The following is a 21,063-nucleotide window of genomic DNA, read 5'->3' as shown; positions in this document are numbered from 1 at the left end:
CCGTCATAAGGTGACCGCATGCCGATGTTCGCCTTCGAGGGCGTCAGCCCCACCGTGCACCCCGACGCCTGGATTGCCCCCACCGCGACGCTGATCGGCGACGTGATCGTCGAGAAGGACGCCTCCGTTTGGTACGGGGCCGTGATCAGAGCCGACTTCGGTCGCATCGTGATCAGAGAGGGGGCCAACATTCAGGACAACTCGGTGCTGCACGTCGGCGACGGGGTCTGCGAGGTCGGCAAGAACGCCACCGTCGGTCACTCCTGCATCGTCCATGACTGCACCGTCGGCGAGCAGGTGCTCATCGGCAACGGTGCCACCGTGCTCGACGGGGCGGTCATCGGGGAGCGGACGCTCGTCGCGGCTGGAGCGACGGTGACGCCGGGTACCGAGGTCCCCTCCGAGGTTGTCGCCATCGGTAGCCCCGCCAAGAAATTCGTGCCGCTCACTCCCTCGGCGAGGGGGTGGGTCGAGCACAATGCCGCGATCTACCAGCAGCTCGCCCGCAGGCACGCCGAAGGCATCGAACCGCTCTGAGCCGCACCGCGGTGTGTCCGGTGTGGACGAACGGTGAAGTTCGGACCGTGGGACCGGGTTGGGTCGTCGACTAGACTCATGACCGCAGTTGCAGCGACTGGCGCCATCGAGGTGGAGCACCACCGGGGAGCGAGAGACCAGCGGCCGGCACCGCGCGCCTGGGTGCCCCGGTCGTGAGCCGCTATGCCAGGAGTGACAGTCATGACCCACCAGCCAGCGATCCCTTCCCTGACGGCAGCCGACCCCGAAATCGCGGGACTGATCGAGCAGGAGGCAGCCCGGCAACACGACAAGATCCGGTTGATCGCGTCGGAGAACTACGTTTCGCAGGCGGTACTCGAAGCGACGGGAACGGTACTCACCAACAAGTACTCGGAGGGCTACGCGGGCAAGCGCTACTACGAGGGCCAGCAGATCGTCGACCCCGTCGAGACGCTGGCGATCGAAAGGGCGAAGGCCCTCTTCGGCGCCGAGCACGCCAACGTGCAGTCCTACTCGGGTTCTCCCGCGAACCTCGCCGCCTACCTCGCCTTCGCCAAGCCTGGCGATCCCGTGCTCGGCATGGCACTGCCCGACGGCGGTCACCTGACCCACGGCTGGTCGGTTTCCGCTACCGGCAAGTGGTTCACGCCCGTGCGCTACGGGGTTCGCAAGGAGACCGGAAGGGTCGACCTCGACCAGGTTCGTGACCTCGCCCGTGAGCACCGGCCGAAGCTGATCTTCGCGGGCGGCACCGCCATCCCGCGCACCATCGACTTCCCCGCCTTCGCCGAAATCGCCCGTGAGATCGACGCGGTGCTGGTCGCCGACATCGCCCACATCGCGGGTCTCGTCGCCGGTGGAGCGCACCCTTCGCCGGTCGGCCACGCGCAGGTGATCACGACGACGACGCACAAGACACTTCGCGGACCCCGTGGCGCGATGATCCTCACCGATGCCGACCACGCCAAAGCCATCGACAAGGCCGTGTTCCCCGGCCTGCAAGGTGGCCCGCACAACCACACGACGGCCGCGATCGCCGTCGCGCTCGGTGAGGCGGCCAAGCCGGAGTTCCGCGAGTACGCGCACGCCATCGTCGCCAACGCGAAGGCGCTCGCGGAAGCGTTGATCGAGCGCGGTTTCGACCTGGTGTCCGGTGGCACGGACAACCACCTGCTGCTCGTCGACCTCACCACCAAGAACATCGGAGGCAAGCCTGCCGCGAAGGCGCTCGACAAGGCCGGTATCGAGCTGAACTACAACACCGTGCCGTTCGACCCCCGCAAGCCGTTCGATCCTTCCGGCATCAGGCTCGGCACCGGCGCCATCACCACGAGGGGCCTTCGTCCCGAGCACCAGCCGCAGATCGCCGAGTGGATCGCGAGGACCGTTTCGGCCGCGGCGGCCGAGGACGAGGCCGCGCTTGGCACGATCGCGGCCGAGGTGCGCGAACTGCTCGCCGGATACCCGATTCCCGGTTACCTCGAAGCGTAGTAGGAAAGCGAAAAGGGCCTGTTCCCATCGGGAACAGGCCCTTTCACGTCGTGGTACGACTCAGTGTTCGCCGTTGCCGGCGGCTTCCTTCTCCAGGCGATCGGTTTCCCTGGCGTAGGAGCGCTTGATCTCGTCCTCGGCTTCCGTGCGGCCTGCCCACGAGGAGCCCTCGACACTCTTTGCCGGTTCGAGGTCCTTGTACACCTGGAAGAAGTGCTCGATCTCCAGCCTGTGGAACTCGTTCAGGTGGTGGATGTCGCGCAGGTGCTCAAGCCGCGGGTCGTCGGAAGGAACGGCGAGGACCTTGTCGTCCGGCCCCTTCTCGTCCGTCATCCTGAACATGCCGATCGCCCTACAGCGAATGAGGCAGCCGGGGAATGTGGGCTCCTGCACCAGGACGAGAACGTCAAGCGGATCGCCGTCCTGCCCGAGCGTGTCGTCGATGAACCCGTAATCGGCCGGATACTGCGTGGCCGTGAACAGGGTGCGATCGAGCTTGATCCGCCCCGTCTTGTGGTCCACCTCGTATTTGTTGCGTTCCCCTCGGGGGATTTCGATCGTGACGTCGAACTCCACGGCGTCCTCGCTGCTCGTTCGTGGCGCCGCGTCCGAGCGGCTCACATCGTTCATGTTCTGTCCTCACTAGTGTGGACCACGTATTCGGTGGGTGCGGCACTGATGGTGTGCAAGTGTGACGTCGGCCCTTTCCAGCTGCGAGGAGGAGTGCGTGCCGGGTAACGACGAAACACCCGCGTGGCCGTCGAGTGACCACGACATGGGAAACAGCGGCTCGGATGGGCCGACACACGAGGTCGCTGTGCCCAAGGTCACGCTTTCCGAGCAGCCGACCCTGTGGGTCGAGAAACCGGACGACGCGCGGCCTCCCACGCGAACCGGCGGATCCTCGCAGGCTGGGCAGCCCGCCCCGGCACCTGATCAGCGGCCTCAACAGCCTGCGCAAGGACAGCAGGGCCGTTCCCTTTTCGAGCCGCATCGGGCCCCGCCGAGCCCGCAGAATCCGCAGAGCCCGCAGAGTCCGCCGCGCGCGGGGCAAGGGCCGCGGCCTCAGCAGGTTCAGTGGCCGAACCAGGCGCAGAACCGGGGTGCCCAGCCTCCTCAACCAGCGCAGCCAGCACAGCCCGCGTGGCCGGGACCGCAGGCCCAGCAGCCACAATTCCCTAGGCCAGGTCCTCAGCAACAGCAGCAACCCCAGCAGCACGATCCACAGCAGCAGGGCCAGCCGCCGCGCAGGGTCGAGATCATGCCTGCTGGTGCGCAGGTGCAGCCGGTGCGCATCGAACCGGCCGACGAGCAGGAACCGGAAAGCCAGGCACAGGAGGGGCAGCAGGACGGCGACCAGACTCCGCCTGGCGAGCCACCGGCCAGCGCGACCGAGGCGCCCGAACCGAAACAGGGCGGCAGGCGCAAACGGCTCGTTTTCAGCGGTGTCGCCGTGCTCGTCGTGATCGCCGTCGGCGTCACGCTGGCTCTGCCGTACGTCTCCAACCGGCTCGGGTTGCCATGGGCTCCCAATGCGCCGAAAGGTGATCCTCCCTCGCCGCTCCCGGTGAGCCTCCAGCTCGCGGGTCCCGACGAATCGGCCCCCGAGCCGAGCCTCTCCGGCATCGCGGAGACGCTTCAAGGACCCGCGAGTGCCTCGGCGCTGGGGAAACTGACCGGCGCGGTCATCGATCCGCAGACCAAGACGGTGTTGTGGGAGAAGGACGGAACGGAGGCGCTGACTCCCGCTTCGACGACGAAGCTGCTGACGGCGGCTGCCGCGCTGATGACGCTCGATCACGGCATGCAGTTGTCCACCAAGGTCGTCGAGGGAAGTGAACCCGGCACGGTGGTGCTCGTCGCGGGCGGCGATGTCACGCTCTCCTCGCTGCCTACCGGGGAAAACTCGATCTTCCCCGGCGCCGCGCACCTGGACGACCTGGTCGAACAGGTCAGGGAGGCGACCGGGGGCAGCGTCGGTAACGTCCAGCTCGACCTCAGCCTCTTCTCCGGCGAAGGCACGGCGCCTGGCTGGGCGCCGGAGGACGTCCCCTCGACCTACATGGCCGAGGTGCAGCCCGCGATGCTCGACGGCGGGCGATCGGTTGCCACCGACGACAAATCGCCAGGTGTCGCCGATCCGGCAGGCAGACTCGCGAGTGAGCTGGCAGGCAGGCTCGGCGCGACTGTCGCCGCCGAGCCGACGACGACGGCCCCTCAAGGGGCGAAGGTGCTCGGCGAAGTGAAGTCGGCGCCACTGACCGAACTCGTCGACCAATTGCTGATCAGCTCGGACAATCTGCTCGCGGAGGCCGTCGCGAGGCAGGTGGCCATCGCGGAGGGCAAGGAGCCCTCGTTCGCCGGAGCCGCCGAGGCGACCGAGGAAGTGCTCGCGCGCAACGGTTTCGACATGAGCGCGGTCGAACTTTCCGACGGCAGTGGGTTGTCGACGCTGAACAAGGTGCCCGCGAAGGTGCTCGGCGATCTGCTCTCGCTCGCCGCCGACCCATCCGGTCAGGACCCGAACACGAGCAAACTGCGGCCGATGCTCGGCGGTCTCCCCGTCGCGGGTGGCAGCGGCACGCTGTCCTCGCGCTACACCGAGGGCCAAGCCGTCGAGGGAAGGGGCTGGGTGCGGGGCAAGACCGGCACGCTCGACGGGGTCAACACATTGGCGGGGGTCGTGCTCGACGCCGATGGCAGAGTGCTGGTGTTCGCCCTCATGTCCGCGGGTGGCGCCATCGAGCCCGCGCGAGGTGCGCTCGACGACATCGCGGCGGCTTTGCGTGGCTGTGGTTGCCGGTGAACCCGGGTAGCGTCGAGGACATGGTGAGTCAGCAGCAGGTAGGGACCGCACCGGCGAACCCGTTGGTCGACTGGTCGCTCGCGGCGGGTACGGGGGCGTTCCTCGTGCGCGGCGGTCCCACCGTGCCACGCGAGGAGGCTCAGCGCGCGGTCACCGAACTGCGCGAGCTGACCGTGGACGCCGAGCGGCACGTCAGGGAACTCACCGGGCTCGGAACCGGCCTGCCCCTGCTGCCAGGCGATGTCGTCGACAGGCCGGGCTGGGTCAGAGCGGCAGCCGCTGGTCTCGACGCGCTGACCAGTCACGCGCTCGACGATCTCGACGAAGAGGAACGGGAACCGGGGCGGCTGACGCCGATCGTCGCCGGCGGAGCCGGAGTGCAGACCGGGGTCGTGCTCGCGTTCCTCGGGGCGAGGGTACTGGGCCAGTACGACCCGTTCGGTGGCGAGGACAGGTCGGGCAGGTTGTTGCTCGTCGCGCCGAACATCGTGACCGCGCAGCGGGCGATGGACGTCTCCGGCCGTGACTTCCGGATGTGGGTGTGCCTTCACGAGTGCACACACCGCTTGCAGTTCACCGCCGTCGACTGGCTGAGGGACTACTTCGCCGACGAGGTCGGCAGACTTGTCGGCGGGCTCACCGAAGCCGATGGCATCGGTGCCGTCATCGGCAGGCTTCCCGAGACGCTGCGGGAGGCGAAGAAGAGCAAGACCGAGGGCTCAGCGGGTTCCATGGGCTTCGCCGAGCTGTTGCAGTCGCCGAGGCAGCGGGAGGTCTTCGACCGGCTGCTCGCCCTTTCCACACTGCTGGAGGGGCACGCCGACTACGTCATGGACGCGGTCGGCCCCGATGTCGTCCCCAGCGTGGCGACCATCAGGCGCAGGTTCACCGCGCGCCGCAAAGGCGGCGGATTGCTCGACCGGTTCCTGCGCGGCCTGCTCGGTGTCGATGCGAAGGTGCGGCAGTACGCGCTCGGCGCCGCGTTCACCAAGCACGTCATCGGCGAGGTCGGCATGGCGGGATTCAACACCGTGTGGACATCGCCGAACACCTTGCCGACGCGTCAGGAGATCCGCGACCCACAGGCGTGGGTGCGCCGCGTGCACCGTTGATGGACCCTGTTCGTTCCGTTCGGGCGGCTGTCCGGCGCTTCCTCCGCGAAGAGGCACCCGCGCCGTATGTGCAGAGCGGCGTGCTTTTCGTCGCAGTCTCGGGTGGTGCCGATTCACTCGCCCTCGCCGACGCCACGGCACACGTGGGCCACCGGATGTCGATGACCGTGCGTGCGCTCGTGGTCGATCACGGTTTGCAGGAGGGATCGGCGCAGGTCGCCGCGACGGCTGCGGAGCAGTCGCTGAGGGCAGGCGTCGACGAGGCCGAGGTGCTGACGGTGACCGTGAGTGGCCGGGGAGGCCCGGAGGCGGCTGCCAGGTCGGCGCGCTACGCCGCGCTGAGGTCCGCGCTGCCGGAGTCGCCGTCGCTCGTGCTGCTCGGTCACACCCAGGACGACCAGGCCGAGACGGTCCTGCTCGGACTCGGCAGGGGGTCGGGTCCCCGCTCGATCGCCGGGATGCGCCCGCTGGATCCGCCGTGGGCGAGGCCGCTGCTCGGCGTTCCGCGAAGCGTGACGAACGCCGCGTGCGCCGAGTTGGGCATCGTGCCCTGGATCGACCCCCACAACAGCGAGAGCCGGTTCACCAGGGTGCGCTTGCGCACGGAAGTGCTTCCGCTGCTGGAGGATGTCCTGGCAGGCGGGGTCGCGCCCGCACTGGCCCGCACCGCCGCTCAGCTTCGCGAGGACGGCGACGCGCTCGACGAGATGGGCGCCGACCTGCATTCCCGCGCGTTGACCTGCGAAGCGCTGGAGATCGCTGTCCTCGAAACGGCGCCTGCTCCGGTGAGAAGGCGCGCGCTGCGCCGCTGGTTGCTCGGCGCCGGGGTGCCCGAATTGACCGATGCCCACCTGCGTGCCGTCGACGCTCTGATCAGTCGCTGGCGTGGCCAGGGCGGGGTGTGGCTGCCGGGGAATTTTGAAGCACGAAGGTCACGTGGAAAGCTCAGCGTGGACGCTGGAGAACCCACCACAAGAGGGGACTGACCTGTGTACGAAGGCGACATCGCCTCCGTGCTCGTCACCGAGCAAGAGATCAAAGACAAAATCGCCGAGTTGGCCGAGAAGGTCGCGGCCGACTACCCCGTCGAAGGACGAGACTCCGATCTCGTCCTCGTCGGTGTCCTCAAGGGCGCCGTCATGTTCATGAGCGACTTCGCGAGGGCGCTTCCCGTGCCCGCGCAGATGGAGTTCATGGCCGTGTCGTCCTACGGGTCGGCCACGTCGTCGTCGGGTGTCGTGCGGATCCTCAAGGATCTCGACAGGGACATCGCGGGCAGGGACGTGCTGATCGTCGAGGACATCGTCGATTCGGGATTGACGTTGTCCTGGTTGCTGAAGAATCTGACGAGTCGCGAACCGGCATCGCTCAACGTTTGTTCGCTTTTGCGAAAGCGGGAGGCGGTAAAGGTCGATGTTCCGGTCAAGTATGTCGGTTTCGATATTCCGAACGAGTTTGTCGTCGGATATGGGCTCGACTACGCGGAACGCTATCGGGACCTGCCATTCATCGGCACTCTGGACCCCAAGGTCTACTCGTCGTAATTACCGCTGAGGGCAGTACGTAATCACCGCTCGATCCGGAACCCCGACCTTTTGCGAACACGTCCTGCGCGCATTGCCGTAGCGTTATCTGGGCCGTAATCGCAGGGGTGGAGCCTTTCTGGCTGTACTGGGTCGGGAAAGAGCGGAAAACATGGGGAACAGCGGTAGTCATGCGGATGCCGCCGCGTTTCGCGCGGCGGCACTGACCGGTCGGATCGGGACGACCCCGACGCGGCACAGACGGTGCTGAACAAGATCCGGACCGGAAAGGACGCCGTCGAGGGACTGCTTCGCCATTCCGGCGCGCTCGCGGCGGCGCCGAAGATCGGGGCGAACCCGGTGGGTACCGCGATCGCGGCCAAGTATTCCGGAAGGGCCGATGGTGACGACGATTCCTACTCGGCGGCTCTGCGGAATCTGTACGGCCAGTACGAGCAGAGGCCGCGAGCACGATGAGCGCCAGGCTCGCGCGGCAGGCCGTGGCGGCCTCCGAGCTCAAGAAGATGCCACAGCCGAGCGAATTCGGCCCCGGAGCCGAGACCGCCGCCATGCTGGAAGGCGATCCGGCTGCCATGGTCAAGGACATGAAGATCGAGTTCGACGTCGCGAGAGACACGAAGGCCCAGCAGGTCGCCTGCCTTGAGGCGTACACGGCAGCCTTGGCGGAGATCGACGATACGACGCCCAGCTTCGGTCCTGATTCGCTCGGGCTCATGCCGATCGCTCCTGTCGCTGGGCGCGACCTCCCCGGAGCGGGCACCGCGGCAAGCAGCGCGGGCGAGCCCGCCCCCGGACCAGCGGTGACGGCCGCCTCAGTGAACCGGAATGTGGGTGCCGGTACCGTCCAGCCGCAGAGCCAGGGCGTAGTCCCGCAGAGTGGCATGATCGGCGGACACCTGCCTCTGGCCACCCCGATGGGTGGAGTTGGTGCGGTAGGAGGCGCCGGGGCGCGGCAGGATGAGGAACAGGAACACACGCACGCGTCGTTCCTGATCGACCCAGCCACCGACGACACCTCCGGTGCGGCGGTGGCGACTCCGCCTCCCGTACTCGGTGCGTGGGGACCCGACGACGACGAGGAGCGGTAGGCAGTGCCGGAGCGGCTAACTCCGCTGGACCTGGATTTCCTATGGGAGGCTGTCGGGGCGGGTGAACTGCCTTACCCACTCCGGCCGCGTTCCCATGGCGAAACCATGGAAGAGCGCGCCGTACTACGGCGAAAGGTGCTCGCCGAGCTGGCGCAGCGAGACCTCGTCGACGGCGATGGCAGGCCGGAACCGTTCGTGGAGGACTGGTTCGGGGTGCTCACGGCACCCGAGATGAGTATCGATTCGGTGCAGGTCGCCGCACCGGAAGCGGAGCCGCAGCTTTCCGTGGCCGCCGCGCTCGGCACGCTCGGCGTGCTCATCGTGCAGGACCAGCAGGGAGCCTCCGTCGAGAAGATCGTGGCCGATGGCCTCGCGGGCGCGATCGTCGGCCTGCTGCCACCCTCGCCGAGGGGCAAGGAAAAGTCGATCACCGTTCCGCTCGAACAGCTACTTTCCGGGCCTGGCGTCGACTTCCTCCAGCGCAGAGCGCCCTCTGCGGGGGGCACCTCCGCCGCGTCGCCGTGGGACGGCGGTGGCGAGCTGAGGGCAGGCGCCGACGAGGACAGGAAGGCACTCGCCCGCTTGCACGCGCAGCCGAGGCTGCGGGGTGGCCAGCTCGGGGTCAACGCGAGGGGACGTTCCGGCGGCAGGGTTCGCATGCCCGTCCTGAGCTGGTTCGACACCGAGACAGGGCGGTACTTCACGCAGGCGACCCAGTGCAGGGACGGCAGGGACTGGATCACCATCGCCCCTGCCGACACGGCGACTCTGCGGCACCGGCTTTCGGAGATGCTGGCAGGCGCTCTCGACTCGACGGCCGCTCCGCTGTGACTCCGGGCAACCGGGGTGTGGCTGAGTTCTTCACGTCGCTGACCTTCGGCTTCCCGTCTGTCCGATTTGTTCGGAAACGGACGATCTCGGCGGGAAGTGTGGCTCGTGTGGTTCGGCACCGCGACCGGCAGGTGGAGCTTTTCACGGCGAGACCCCCGCGTACCAGCCTCGATGAGATGCTCACCACGGTTTGCGGGTAGCCTCCGGAGCCTGTTCACGGGCGCTCGCGGGAGTCACTCGACGTCGCCGGGAACATCGATCTACCGATGACCGTTGAGTGCGTGGAGGATCGCTCGGTTACTGATCGGGACCGAGCGGTACCCTGGTGGGACGGTTAGCTCCGTGCCCCAGTTGTCAACACCGTGACGGCGGATGTCACACCCACCGCCTAGCCAGGGAGGGTCGAGGCCACCACGGCCGGATCGAATGGACCGCAAGCGCCTGCTCAAGAACCCACTGCTGTGGATAGTCGCGGTTCTGCTGCTCTATTTCGCCTTCAGCATGATCTTCGACAGCGACCGTGGGTACACGCATGTGCCCACGTCCCAGGCTGTTCAGCAGATCTCCTCCGGCAACATCACGGAAGCGAACCTGGAGGACAAGGAACAGCAGCTCAAGCTGCACCTGGCTGACCCGATCGAGGTTGACGGCGAACAAGTCAACCAGATCATCACGAAGTACCCGTCCGGAGCGTCCAATCAGCTCTACACCTCGCTGATCAACGCGAGGAACGGCGAACAGGGCGTCAAGTTCGACACCACCGTCACCCAGGACTCCTTCTTCACCCAGCTCCTCATCTACATGATCCCGCTCGGCCTTCTGCTGCTGCTCCTCATGTGGATGATGAACAACGCGCAGGGCGGGGGTAACCGGGTACTCAACTTCGGCAAGTCCAAGGCGAAGCAGCTCAACAAGGACATGCCGAAGACGACGTTCGTCGACGTCGCCGGTGCCGACGAGGCTGTCGAGGAACTCCACGAGATCAAGGACTTCCTCCAGAATCCCGGCAGGTACCAGGCGCTCGGCGCCAAGATTCCCAAGGGCGTCCTGCTCTACGGGCCTCCCGGTACCGGTAAGACCCTGCTCGCGAGGGCGGTCGCCGGTGAGGCCGCGGTGCCCTTCTACACGATCTCCGGTTCGGACTTCGTCGAGATGTTCGTCGGTGTCGGTGCCTCGCGTGTGCGTGACCTGTTCGAGCAGGCGAAACAGAACGCGCCCTGCATCATCTTCGTCGACGAGATCGACGCGGTCGGCCGTCAGCGTGGCGCTGGTCTCGGCGGTGGTCACGACGAGCGTGAGCAGACGCTGAACCAGTTGCTCGTCGAGATGGACGGCTTCGACGCGCGTGGTGGGATCATCCTCATCGCGGCGACGAACCGGCCCGACATCCTCGACCCCGCGTTGCTGCGGCCAGGTCGTTTCGACAGGCAGATCCCCGTTTCCGCTCCCGACATGCGGGGCAGGAAGAAGATCCTTGAGGTCCACTCGAAGGGCAAGCCGCTCGCGCAGAACGTCGATCTCAACTCGCTGGCCAAGCGCACGGTCGGCATGTCGGGTGCCGATCTCGCCAACGTGATCAACGAGGCCGCGCTGCTCACCGCGCGCACCAACGGCCACGTCATCACCGACGGCGCGCTTGAGGAGTCCGTCGACAGGGTCGTCGGTGGTCCGGCTCGCAAGAGCAGGATCATCTCCGAGAAGGAAAAGAAGATCACCGCCTATCACGAGGGCGGGCACGCCCTCGCCGCGTGGGCGATGCCGGACATCGAACCGGTGTACAAGCTGACCATCCTTCCTCGCGGAAGGACCGGTGGTCACGCGCTGCTCGTGCCTGAGGACGACAAGGAGCTGATGACCCGCTCCGAGATGATCGGCAGGCTGGTCTTCGCGATGGGTGGCCGGACGGCGGAGGAACTCGTCTTCCACGAGCCGACCACGGGCGCCGTCTCCGACATCGAGCAGGCGACCAAGATCGCGAGGGCGATGGTCACCGAGTACGGCATGAGCCCCCGGCTCGGCGCCGTCAAGTACGGCCAGGAGCAGGGCGATCCCTTCCTCGGCAGGTCGGCGGGCAGGCAGGCCGACTACTCGCTTGAGGTCGCGCACGAGATCGACGAGGAAGTCCGCAAGCTCATCGAGACCGCGCACACCGAGGCGTGGCAGGTGCTCAACACCTACCGGGACGTGCTCGACGAGCTGGTGCGCGCGCTGCTGGAGAAGGAGACGTTGCAGCGCAGGGATCTCGAACGCATTTTCGCGACCGTCGAGAAGCGGCCGAGGATCACGGCGTTCAACGAGTTCGGCGAGCGGTTGCCTTCGGACAAGCCACCGATCAAGACCCCCGGCGAACTCGCCATCGAGCGGGGCGAGCCGTGGCCACCGCCACCGCCGGAGCCGGAGGAAGAGCCCGAGCCGGAGCCGACCCCGGTCGCCACCGCGCCGGGCGGCAACGAGTTGCCTGGCGGACCGCCGTATGGCAACCCGCAGCCCGCGAGCCCGCCTTCTTCGTACAACCCGTACGCCCCGCCCCCCGGCGGTGGTGGCGGCTACCCGAACGGCGCCCGCAGGCAGCAAAACGGTGGTCAGGTTCCGCAGCGGCCTTACGGCGGTGGCGGAGGCCAGCCGGGCGAGTATCCCGCCGGTCCTCCCCACTACGGTGCCCCTCCGGGATGGACGCCGGCGACCTCGCCTGGCGAGCGGCCGAGTCCGCCTCCGTGGCGGCCGAACACGCCGCCGCAGGGACACGACCAGCCTCCGAGGCACAGCGGCGAACCAAGGCACGGTGGCGAACACAGGGAACGGGATCAGGACGACCAGGATGGACAGTCCTATCGCTAGCGGTGAGCCGGTCGTGGAGGCTGACTTGACCACCGGCGAGGAGCCGTCCGAGAACGGGCACGCGCTCCTCGCCGAGAGGACGCCCGTCGCGACGGGCAGGATTTTCGATCAGGCAAGGGCCGAACGCGCCGTTCGCGAACTGCTGATCGCTTGCGGCGAGGATCCCGACAGGAACGGTCTTGTCGAGACACCCGCGAGGGTCGCGAGGGCTTACCGCGAGATGTTCGCCGGTCTCTACAGCGACCCCGACCACGTTCTCGACCGGACGTTCGACGAGAGTCACGAGGAATTGGTGCTGGTCACCGACATCCCGATGTACTCGACCTGCGAACACCACCTTGTTCCCTTCCACGGCGTCGCGCACGTCGGCTACATCCCCAACGGGAAGGGCAAGGTCACCGGACTGTCCAAATTGGCCCGGCTGGTCGACCTGTACGCGAAGCGGCCACAGGTGCAGGAACGGCTCACGTCCCAGATCGCCGACGCTCTCGAACGCAAGCTCAAGCCGCGCGGCGTGATCGTCGTCATCGAAGCGGAGCACCTGTGCATGGCGATGCGCGGTATCCGCAAGCCGGGAGCGTCCACGACGACCTCGGCGGTGCGTGGTCTGCTCAAGACATCCGCTTCGTCGAGGGCGGAGGCGCTTGACCTGATCAAGGGAAGGCGATGACCGCGCGGCACCAGTCCGCGCTTCCACAGCTCGGTCGGTGCGCGGTCATGGGCATCCTCAACGTCACCCCGGATTCCTTTTCGGACGGTGGGCGTTACCTGAGCAGGGAAGACGCTCTCGCTCACGCGCACGCGATGTGGCGAAGGGGCGCCGACGTCATCGACGTCGGGGGCGAGTCGACGCGGCCCGGGTCCGAGCGCGTCGACGCGGACAAGGAACTGCGGCGCGTCCTTCCGGTCGTCAATGCACTGGCAGCGGACGGCCTCGTCGTCTCCGTCGACACCACGCGGGCCTCAGTGGCCTCGGCGGCCGTCGAAGCTGGCGCACGGATCATCAACGATGTGTCCGGCGGGCTCGCCGATCCCGGCATGGCCGAGGTCGCCGCCGAAACGGGTGTTCCGTGGGTGTTGATGCACTGGCGTGGCCACAGCAAGGACATGAACGCGCTGGCCGAGTACAAGGATGTCGTCGTAGAGGTGCGTGACGAGTTGAGCCGTTGTGTCGACAACGCGCTCGCCGCCGGTGTCTCAGAGGACGCCATCGTGCTCGACCCCGGCCTCGGTTTCGCCAAGCGCGCTGAGCACGACTGGGCATTGCTGCACAGCATCGACGTGTTTCGCGCGATGGGGTTCCCCGTGCTCGTCGGCGCCTCTCGCAAGCGGTTCCTCGGCAGGCTGCTCGCCGACCAATCGGGTCAGCCGAGGCCGCCGGCGGGAAGGGAAGTCGCGACGGCAGCGGTGTCGGCGCTCGCGGCTGAGGCCGGAGCCTGGGGCGTGCGCGTGCACGACGTCGGCGCCTCGCTCGACGCCGTTCTGGTCGCATCGGCGTGGCGCAGTGGTTACGGGAGCACGGCGGAGCCTGCCCGTGCCAGGTGACCGGATCACGCTGACCGGCCTGAAGGTCTTCGGAAGGCACGGCGTCTTCGAACACGAGAAGCGCGAGGGCCAGCATTTCGTCGTCGACATCACGGCGTGGCTCGACCTGACGCCTGCCGCGACGTCCGATGACCTCACCACGACGTTGCACTACGGCGAGCTCGCGCAGCTCGCGGCGGACATCGTCGGCGGCGAGCCGTACGACCTGATCGAAAGCGTCGCGGGCAGGATCGCCGACGAGGTCGTCAAGGACGAGCGGCTTTCGGCCGTCGAGGTCACCGTGCACAAGCCGAGCGCGCCGATCCCGCTGGACTTCGCCGACGTCGCTGTCACGGTCAGGCGGGACCGATGAGCAGGGCGGTGCTGTCGCTCGGATCCAATCTCGGCGACCGGTTCGGCTACCTCAAGCTCGCGGTCGAGGGGCTGGCTGATGGGCTCGTCGCGGTGTCCAGCGTGTACCAGACGAAACCTTGGGGCGTGCTCGACCAGCCTGACTTCCTCAACGCGGTGTGCATCGTGGACGACGAGGACACCGATCACGTCGCCTGGTTGCGCATGGCACAGCGCCTCGAACGGGAGGCGGAGCGCACGAGGGAGCAACGCTGGGGCCCACGCACGCTCGACGTCGACGTCGTCACGGTGGACGACGTGCGGTCCACCGATCCGGAGCTGTTGCTTCCGCACCCCGGAACGGCGGACCGCGCGACGGTACTGATCCCGTGGCTGGAAATCGATCCCGGCGCCACGGTGCCCGGCCTCGGTAGCGCGGCCGAACTGCTTACCGCGCTACCAGAAGCCGACAAGGCGGCCGTCACCTTGAGGGCAGACCTGACCTGGTAATTCAGCCGCGGATGGCCGTCGTCAGCCACACCATGGCTTCGTGGCTGCTCTGGATGGGCGGCCAGCCGTTGACGACCGCGAGCAACTGCCAGTACCGCTCGGCACGCGGATCGGCACCGGCCATCATCTTGTCCGCCAGTTCGGCGCGGTAGGCGGGGCTGTCGGTCTCGCCTCGCCCAAGGGACGTTCGGACGACCTCGTCGGCGAGTGCTCGGCCCTCTGCCGAATCGGCGGAGAGCCCCGCCTCGACACCGGAGCGGGCCCGCTCGATCCACGCGGTCCAGTTCCGTTGCTCGGCCTCCGAGTACGGATTCGTGTCCTGCCCCTGGGCCCTGCGCTGCTCCTGTTCCTCGCCCCAACTCCGGACCAGCGCCCGGAAACCGGGATCGCGCACCAGCTCGGCGAAGTCCAGCCAGGCGTCGAGTTGTTCCGGGGACGGATCGTCGGGCAGCTCCGGTTTCGCTGAACGCATTCGCGTGTAGAACTCGGAGTCCACGTCGAGTCCGGTCGTGACCTCGTCCCAGAACTCGTCGACCAGCTTCTTGCGTTCGCTGTCCGACATGCCGGCCAGTTTGCTCATCAGTTTCACCTCGTCCAGTTGGGATTCCCGGTTGGCGACGGCGCGAAGTACCGCGCGCCGAAGGCGCAGCAGCCGGATCTGCTCGTCGAGCATTCCGACGTGCCGTTCGGCCAGCTCCTTGACGCTCTGCGCCTTCCCGATCACCTGCTCCACGTCGGAAAGGCCGATGCCGAGCTCGCGCAGTGTGCGCACGAGTTCGAGCTTGGCCAGCGCCGTGGCGTCGTAGAGCCGGTAACCGGACCTTGTTCTTTCCGTGGGAGGCAGCAGGCCCTCGTCGGAGTAGAATCGGATGGTCTTCACGGGCAGCCCCGTCCTTCGTGCCAGTTCTCCGATCGTGAACATGCGTCCCTCCCGCACTGGAATCCTCAACTCTCCAGTTACTGGAGAGTCAACCCTTCGGTAGGTATCTCAGTACGGTAGGGGGCATGCATTTCACGCGGCCACGTGAGCTGCTCATCGCAGCCGTGATCGGCTTCGGGCTGATCTTCTTCGTATTTCAGGTCGCGTACGGTTCGCTTCCCCGGCTGCCGACGTTCGCCGGTGTCACGCTGGCGATACTCGCCGTCGTCGAAGGCGCGCTCGCTTTCGTCGTCAGGAACATGATTCGCACTGGCAAGGTGATCACCGGCGTCTGGATCGCCCGTGCCGTCGCTCTCGCCAAGGCGTCCTCATTGCTCGGTGCGCTGATGCTCGGCGCATGGCTGGCCGGTGTGGTCTACCTCGCGCCGAGGTCGAATGACATCACGGCCGCGGCGGACGATCTTCCAGCCGCCGTCGTCGGCGCGGTCTGCGCGGGTGTCCTCATTGGTGCCGCGCTCTGGCTTGAGCACTGTTGCCGTGCCCCGGATTTACGTGATCGTGATCGCGATCGGAGGACAACCGGTTAACGCTCGGAACGTACCGCTCGAAGTACCGACAAGGTCTCAAAACGATTACCAGAAGGTACGGTGTTGGGCATGACTGGCGTGGGTGACAACTCGCCTGGCCGCGCCGCGGGTAGGCCGTGGCTGGCAGTGGGGCTGTTCCTCGCCATCGGCGCGACCGTCGCGCTCGTGCTTGCCGAGGACCTTCGCTGGCTGCGGCTCGGCATCCTTGCCGCGTTGTGGGCGGCGCTGATCGGTGCTTTCGTCGCGACGCGGTACCGGAAGCAGGCCGCGACGACCCAGGAGTCGGCAGCGCAAGCGCAGGAGATCTACGAGCTCGAACTCGAAAAGGAGATCGCCGCGAGGCGGGAGTTCGAGCTTGAGGTCGAATCGGAGACCCGGCAGCGGATCGAGGAGGAGTCGCGCGAGGAGTTCGACGCGCTGCGTGCCGAGATCACGTCGCTGCGCAACAACCTCCAGACGCTCTTCGGTGGCGAGGTGCTGTGGGAGCGGGTCGCGCTGACGGCGCAATCGACGCGGATGCGCTCGCTCGGTGAGGAACCGAAGCTGGTGACGGCGAGCGAGAACGGGAACGGCGCGAAGGCACAGCTCACGGCGGGAAAGGTGGTCGAGGGTGACGGTGAGGCGGCCGAAGACCCGCCCACCGAGCTGATCGGCAGGGTCATCGACCACGTCGACACCCCGGTCGCGGAAGCCGAGCCCGCGCAGCGGCGCGTGCCACCCGGCAGGCCCGCGAAGCAGCAGGAACCGGCGAGGACTCAGTTCGTTCCCCGTCCCTCCCGTCCCCCAGAGGACAGCAGGCCCTCCGTGCGGCCGGTGCAGCAGCCCGTGAGGAAGGGCGACCCCCCGACGCGCAGGGTTCGCCCCACCGAACACGTCGTGAACTCGCAGGCCAGGCCGCAGGGGCCGGAGAACAGGGCGGAACGGTCCCGACCGCAGCAGGTTCCGGTCGAGCGTCCCGTCGAGATCTCAGCCGAGCGGCTTGCCGCCGAACGCGCTCTTGAGCAGGCGGCGGAACGTGCCATGGCCGATCACCGTCCTCCGAAAGCCACGCAGCCGCCCGGCCCCGTGCCGCCTCCGCAGCAGCCGCAGGCTGCCGCGGCCAGACGCCCGCCGGAGCGGAAACCGCAACGGCAGGAAGCCAAGCCGCCGGAGCAGGCACAGGTCCGCAGGCCACCGATGGCCAATCCGACGAGGCCGGCGATGGAGCCGCCCGCGCGGGGACGTCCTCACCCCGCCGCGAGCGCAGGCCCGCCGCCACGCAAACCGGTCGCCGAGGCGCCGACCGCCTACGCGCGCGGTGCCGATCCGGATTGGGACCCCGCCACGAAGGCAAGGCCGGAGCCCGTCGCCGAACCGCCGACGCGGCTCACGCCGCCGGTGAGCCCCCCGCAGCGACCGCAGGCCGAAAGACAAGCCCCACCGGAATCCGCGAGGTCCGGAACGCACCGGGTGCCGGAGGAACCGTTCGAGCAGGAGGCCGTCGAGCCGAACCCGACGTTGCCGCCGGCGGCGCGAGAGTTGCAGGGCCGGTCGGGAGGCCGCCGCAGGAAGGCCGATGCGGAGGCGCCCGCCGACGACGCGCGCAATGGTGCCGCCTCGGGCGGTAGGCGGAGGAAGCCGGACGGTTCCCGGCACGCCCAGCCATCCGCTGAGGAGCCTGCCACGAACAACGGATCGAGCGGCCGGAGGGCGCAGGAGCAGCCCCCGCTGGTCGAGGAACAGGCCGGATCGCACGCGGAAGGCCGTTCGGTCAGCGAACTGCTCGCCGCACACGGCACGCGGAGCACACCTTCGCGCAGGAGGCGCCGCGCTGAGGACTGATCGGCGCACGGTTAGGGTGCCCGCGTGAGGGGAGCACAGCCCAACGGGCACGGGAGTCAGCTACGCAGGCACATGCCGCGAAGGATCACGGTTCTGTTGCCCGTCGTCGGGCTCGCCGGGGTGGCGTTGTGCGGGTTGCTCGTGTTCGGGCTGGCCACGGTCAGGGTCGGGGTTCTCGCCGTCATCATCGGGGTCGTCGCCGCTGTGGTCCCTGTCGCGATCGTGGTCGCGGCTTTCCTGTGGATCGACCGCTGGGAGCCGGAACCGGCGAAGCTGCTGCTGTTGACCTTTCTGTGGGGCGCGTGTGTCGCGACCCTCACCGCCTTGCTCGTCAACGACACCGCCGAAGCCGTCGGCGACCTGCTGCTCGGTTCAGGCCAGGGCAGCAGGATCAGCGCGATCGTATCGGCGCCGTTCATCGAGGAAGCGGTCAAGATCGTCCCGGTGCTGCTGATCCTGTGGCGGCGGGCGGACGAGTTCGACGGCATCGTCGACGCGATCGTGTACGGCGGGTTCAGCGCGGCGGGCTTCGCCTTCACCGAGAACATCTACTACTTCGGAAGGGCGTTCGCCGAGCAGGGTTTCGGCGACGGGATGAGTTCCGGCGTCGTGGCCGCTTTCATCCTCAGGGGCGTGCTCTCCCCCTTCGCTCACCCGTTGTTCACGGTCATCGCCGCGATCGGGATCGGGTACGCGGTCAGGTTGCGCGGCAAGCAGGCGAAGCTGCTGGTTTCGGTGTGCGCCTACCTGGCCGCGGTCCTCCTGCACTCGCTGTGGAACGCGGCGGCGACCCTCGGCGGAGCGACGACGTTCCTCAACGTCTACTTCCTGATCATGGTGCCGATGTTCATCGGTGTCTTCCTGCTCGTGCTGTGGCAACGAAGGAGGGAGCAGCGCATCATCGCCGCCGCGTTGCCGGCCATGGCCGAGGCAGGCTGGATCGCGCGCTCCGAGGTCGAATTGCTCGCCGACCTGAACGAGCGGAAGAAGTGGCGGCGGCTCGCCCGCAAGGAATCTGGCAAAGAGGCGGCCAGAGCGGTCGCCGAATATCAGGCAGGCGTCACTGAGCTGGCGTTTCTCCGGCGCAAGGCGGCAAAGGACGCGAAGGCGAGCGCCAAGCACGACGACCTGCTGAAGGTGGTGAGGGCCAGCAGGGAACACGCCGTCCGGCTCGCGACGGCGCGCAGGTCGGGGTGACCCGGTACGGGTGAAGCTCGTCACCTACTTCGCGCGGGCACCCCGAACCGCGGCTAGTCTCGCGCCGTCGTCTGGTACCCGCGCAGGAGCGGGACTGGAACGAATTTGGGAGTCTGTGAAGATGAGCGTCCTATGGGGCACGCGGTGACGCGCCCCGCCCGGCTCGCGGTCGGAGTCGTCTCCGCCGGAAAGGTCGGCAGCGTGCTCGCCGCCGCTCTCGCGCGTGCGGGACACAGTGTCGTCGCCGCCTCCGGCATTTCCGAAGCCTCGGTGAGCAGGGCCGAACGGTTGTTGCCCGGCGTCCCCCTGCTGCCGCCCGACGAAGTGGCAAGGCAAGCCGACCTGGTGTTGCTCGCCATCCCGGACGACGCGCTGGCTCCGATGACGGCAGGGCTCGCGAAGGCGGGTGCGTTTCGGGCAGGACAGATCGTGGTGCATACCTCGGGAGCACACGGCGTCGAGGTACTGCGGCCCGCGAGTGAGCTCGGCGCGTTGCCGCTCGCCCTGCATCCCGTGATGACGTTCACCGGCAGGAGCGAGGATCTGGACCGGATGGCTTCGGCGAGCGTCGGGGTCACCGCGGAGGAATTCGACGAGGCTGCCTGGAATGTCGGTGAGGCGCTGACCGTCGAGATGGGCGCGGAGCCGGTCCGCATCCCCGAATCGGCGAGGTCCATCTACCACGCCGCGCTCGCGCATGGAGCCAACCACCTGATGACCCTGGTGGCCGACTGCGCGGAGCTGTTGCGGGACAATGGAGTGCGCAATGCCGAACGGTTGTTGGCTCCGCTGCTGTCGGCCGCGCTCGACAACGTGCTCAGGCACGGTGACAGGGCGCTGACCGGGCCGGTGGCTCGGGGCGATACCGGCACCGTGGGCACACACCTTGAGGTGCTTGCCGAGCAGGCGCCCGAGGTGGAGCCCTCCTATGCGACGCTGGCGCGGCGAACCGTCGCGAGGGCACGCAAGGCAGGCTTGCTCGGCGCCGAACCGGCGGCCGAGATCATCGAACTCCTCGACGACGGACGTGAAGAATCATGAACAGCCCACAGTTCACGCGCGGCAAGCTCAACGTGTACCGCGGCCCGGACGAGGTCGCGAAGGTGACGGCGGCGCTGCGCGCGGTCGGCCGCAAGGTCGCGCTCGTACCGACGATGGGCGCTTTGCACGCGGGGCACAGGGAATTGGTCAGGCGCGCGAAGCGGTTGCCGAACACGGTCGTCGTCGCCTCGGTCTTCGTGAATCCGCTGCAATTCGGTGAGGGAGAGGACTTCGAGGCATACCCTCGTTCGCTCGACCGCGATCTCGAAGTGCTTGAGGACATGGGCGTCGACATCGCGTTCACCCCTGGCACGGAAGACCTGTACGCCGACGGTGCCTCGGTGACGGTCGCTCCCGGCCCGCTCGGCGCGGTGCTGGAGGGCGCGGCAAGGCCAGGCCATTTCGAGGGCGTGCTGACGGTCGTGGCGAAGCTGTTCAACATCGTGCGCCCGCATCACGCGTTGTTCGGGGAGAAGGACTATCAGCAACTCGTGCTCATCAAACGCATGGTGCGCGACCTGAACATCGACACGAGGGTCATCGGCATTCCCACGGTGCGTGAGCACGACGGACTCGCCCTTTCGTCGCGGAATGCCTACCTGACGCCGGAGCAGCGCGAGCAGGCTGTCGTGCTGTCGGCCGCGCTCACCGCGGGCGCGCATTCGGGAATCAACGGATCTGACGCCGTACTGGCCGCCGCACGCAGTACGCTTGCGGCGCAGCCGGAGGTCGACGTCGACTATCTGGAGCTGAGGGGAACCGACCTGGGGGAGGTTCCCATTGATGGGGAAGCACGTCTCGTGATCGCGGCGAGGATCGGGGACACCCGGCTGATCGACAACGTTGCGGTCCTGCTCGGTGTGGCGGCGGAGCGTGGACTGGAGCGATCCACAGAGGACGCAGGGGTTTGAGGGAGAGTCCGA

Annotated in this window: 20 protein-coding genes, 1 pseudogene and 1 riboswitch; of the genes and pseudogenes, 19 read left to right on the top strand and 2 right to left on the bottom strand. The window is 67.7% G+C overall.

Translation table 11 applies throughout. The annotated features are described in order from the left end of the window. Positions 1–18 precede the first annotated feature (18 nt). A complete protein-coding gene (locus BAY61_RS29185) occupies positions 19–537 on the top strand; it encodes a gamma carbonic anhydrase family protein (protein ID WP_091802924.1) in 519 nt (172 codons plus the stop codon). 86 nt (positions 538–623) lie between these two features. After that, positions 624–708: riboswitch (ZMP/ZTP riboswitch) on the top strand. A gap of 30 nt (positions 709–738) precedes the next feature. Beyond that, the gene (locus tag BAY61_RS29180) at positions 739–2,010 is read left to right on the top strand and encodes a serine hydroxymethyltransferase (RefSeq protein ID WP_091802927.1); all 1,272 of its coding nucleotides are present in this window, start codon (positions 739–741) and stop codon (positions 2,008–2,010) included. 60 nt (positions 2,011–2,070) lie between these two features. Here the strand turns inward: BAY61_RS29180 and BAY61_RS29175 are convergent, their stop codons facing one another. After that, positions 2,071–2,586: an inorganic diphosphatase gene (locus BAY61_RS29175; RefSeq protein ID WP_091803835.1), complete on the bottom strand. Its 516-nt coding sequence runs from the start codon at positions 2,584–2,586 to the stop codon at positions 2,071–2,073. A 151-nt stretch (positions 2,587–2,737) separates the two neighbouring features. Here BAY61_RS29175 and dacB point away from each other — a divergent pair, with 151 nt between their 5' ends. The 12 genes and pseudogenes from dacB to folK all read left to right on the top strand — a co-directional run bounded on the left by dacB (position 2,738) and on the right by folK (position 14,614). Continuing rightward, the gene (gene dacB, locus BAY61_RS29170; RefSeq protein WP_091802930.1) at positions 2,738–4,816 is read left to right on the top strand and encodes a D-alanyl-D-alanine carboxypeptidase/D-alanyl-D-alanine endopeptidase; all 2,079 of its coding nucleotides are present in this window, start codon (positions 2,738–2,740) and stop codon (positions 4,814–4,816) included. A gap of 20 nt (positions 4,817–4,836) precedes the next feature. Continuing rightward, positions 4,837–5,928, top strand: a complete 1,092-nt coding sequence (locus BAY61_RS29165) for a zinc-dependent metalloprotease (RefSeq protein ID WP_091803838.1) — start codon at positions 4,837–4,839, stop codon at positions 5,926–5,928. Beyond that, positions 5,928–6,914 carry a tRNA lysidine(34) synthetase TilS gene (tilS, locus tag BAY61_RS29160; RefSeq protein WP_091803841.1) on the top strand — a complete coding sequence of 329 codons (987 nt, stop codon included), beginning with the start codon at positions 5,928–5,930 and terminating at the stop codon, positions 6,912–6,914. The genes BAY61_RS29165 and tilS overlap by 1 nt, the downstream gene beginning before the upstream one ends. 3 nt (positions 6,915–6,917) lie before the next feature. Continuing rightward, complete coding sequence (gene hpt / locus BAY61_RS29155; RefSeq protein ID WP_091802934.1) at positions 6,918–7,472, top strand: hypoxanthine phosphoribosyltransferase; 555 nt, start codon at positions 6,918–6,920, stop codon at positions 7,470–7,472. Between the two features lie 151 nt (positions 7,473–7,623). Beyond that, positions 7,624–7,907: pseudogene (locus tag BAY61_RS29150) on the top strand (hypothetical protein); the annotation flags it as partial. Positions 7,908–7,924: 17 nt separating this feature from the next. Next, positions 7,925–8,560: a hypothetical protein gene (locus tag BAY61_RS29145; protein ID WP_091802937.1), complete on the top strand. Its 636-nt coding sequence runs from the start codon at positions 7,925–7,927 to the stop codon at positions 8,558–8,560. A gap of 3 nt (positions 8,561–8,563) precedes the next feature. Then, positions 8,564–9,391: an ESX secretion-associated protein EspG gene (locus BAY61_RS29140; RefSeq protein WP_091802940.1), complete on the top strand. Its 828-nt coding sequence runs from the start codon at positions 8,564–8,566 to the stop codon at positions 9,389–9,391. A 426-nt stretch (positions 9,392–9,817) separates the two neighbouring features. Continuing rightward, positions 9,818–12,229: an ATP-dependent zinc metalloprotease FtsH gene (gene ftsH / locus BAY61_RS29135; protein WP_091802944.1), complete on the top strand. Its 2,412-nt coding sequence runs from the start codon at positions 9,818–9,820 to the stop codon at positions 12,227–12,229. Further along, positions 12,210–12,899, top strand: a complete 690-nt coding sequence (gene folE / locus BAY61_RS29130) for a GTP cyclohydrolase I FolE (protein WP_420848782.1) — start codon at positions 12,210–12,212, stop codon at positions 12,897–12,899. The genes ftsH and folE overlap by 20 nt, the downstream gene beginning before the upstream one ends. Further along, positions 12,896–13,774: a dihydropteroate synthase gene (gene folP, locus BAY61_RS29125; protein WP_476742279.1), complete on the top strand. Its 879-nt coding sequence runs from the start codon at positions 12,896–12,898 to the stop codon at positions 13,772–13,774. Before folE ends, folP begins: the two co-directional genes overlap by 4 nt. Further along, on the top strand, positions 13,764–14,126 hold the full coding sequence (gene folB / locus BAY61_RS29120; protein ID WP_091802948.1) for a dihydroneopterin aldolase: 363 nt from the start codon (positions 13,764–13,766) through the stop codon (positions 14,124–14,126). The genes folP and folB overlap by 11 nt, the downstream gene beginning before the upstream one ends. After that, positions 14,123–14,614 carry a 2-amino-4-hydroxy-6-hydroxymethyldihydropteridine diphosphokinase gene (gene folK, locus BAY61_RS29115; protein WP_091802951.1) on the top strand — a complete coding sequence of 164 codons (492 nt, stop codon included), beginning with the start codon at positions 14,123–14,125 and terminating at the stop codon, positions 14,612–14,614. The genes folB and folK overlap by 4 nt, the downstream gene beginning before the upstream one ends. Position 14,615: 1 nt before the next feature. On the opposite strand, the gene BAY61_RS29110 is transcribed toward folK, so the two are convergent. Next, on the bottom strand, positions 14,616–15,536 hold the full coding sequence (locus BAY61_RS29110; RefSeq protein WP_091802953.1) for a helix-turn-helix domain-containing protein: 921 nt from the start codon (positions 15,534–15,536) through the stop codon (positions 14,616–14,618). A gap of 83 nt (positions 15,537–15,619) precedes the next feature. Between BAY61_RS29110 and BAY61_RS29105 the strand changes: the two genes are divergently transcribed. The 5 genes from BAY61_RS29105 to panC all read left to right on the top strand — a co-directional run bounded on the left by BAY61_RS29105 (position 15,620) and on the right by panC (position 21,051). Continuing rightward, complete coding sequence (locus BAY61_RS29105) at positions 15,620–16,081, top strand: DUF3180 domain-containing protein (RefSeq protein WP_091802955.1); 462 nt, start codon at positions 15,620–15,622, stop codon at positions 16,079–16,081. Between the two features lie 69 nt (positions 16,082–16,150). After that, entirely contained in the window at positions 16,151–17,902 is a 1,752-nt protein-coding gene (locus BAY61_RS29100) for a DUF6779 domain-containing protein (RefSeq protein WP_091802957.1), read from the top strand. Positions 17,903–17,974: 72 nt separating this feature from the next. After that, the gene (locus BAY61_RS29095; RefSeq protein WP_091802960.1) at positions 17,975–19,099 is read left to right on the top strand and encodes a PrsW family intramembrane metalloprotease; all 1,125 of its coding nucleotides are present in this window, start codon (positions 17,975–17,977) and stop codon (positions 19,097–19,099) included. 144 nt (positions 19,100–19,243) lie between these two features. Continuing rightward, on the top strand, positions 19,244–20,140 hold the full coding sequence (locus BAY61_RS29090) for a Rossmann-like and DUF2520 domain-containing protein (protein WP_245865526.1): 897 nt from the start codon (positions 19,244–19,246) through the stop codon (positions 20,138–20,140). Further along, positions 20,137–21,051 (top strand): pantoate--beta-alanine ligase, encoded by a 915-nt coding sequence (gene panC, locus BAY61_RS29085; RefSeq protein WP_091802964.1) that lies wholly within the window; start codon positions 20,137–20,139, stop codon positions 21,049–21,051. The genes BAY61_RS29090 and panC overlap by 4 nt, the downstream gene beginning before the upstream one ends. Positions 21,052–21,063 lie beyond the last annotated feature (12 nt).

It is taken from the genome of Prauserella marina (assembly GCF_002240355.1).
Classification (GTDB): Bacteria; Actinomycetota; Actinomycetes; order Mycobacteriales; family Pseudonocardiaceae; genus Prauserella_A; species Prauserella_A marina.
This window is presented reverse-complemented; position numbering and strand designations above follow the sequence as displayed.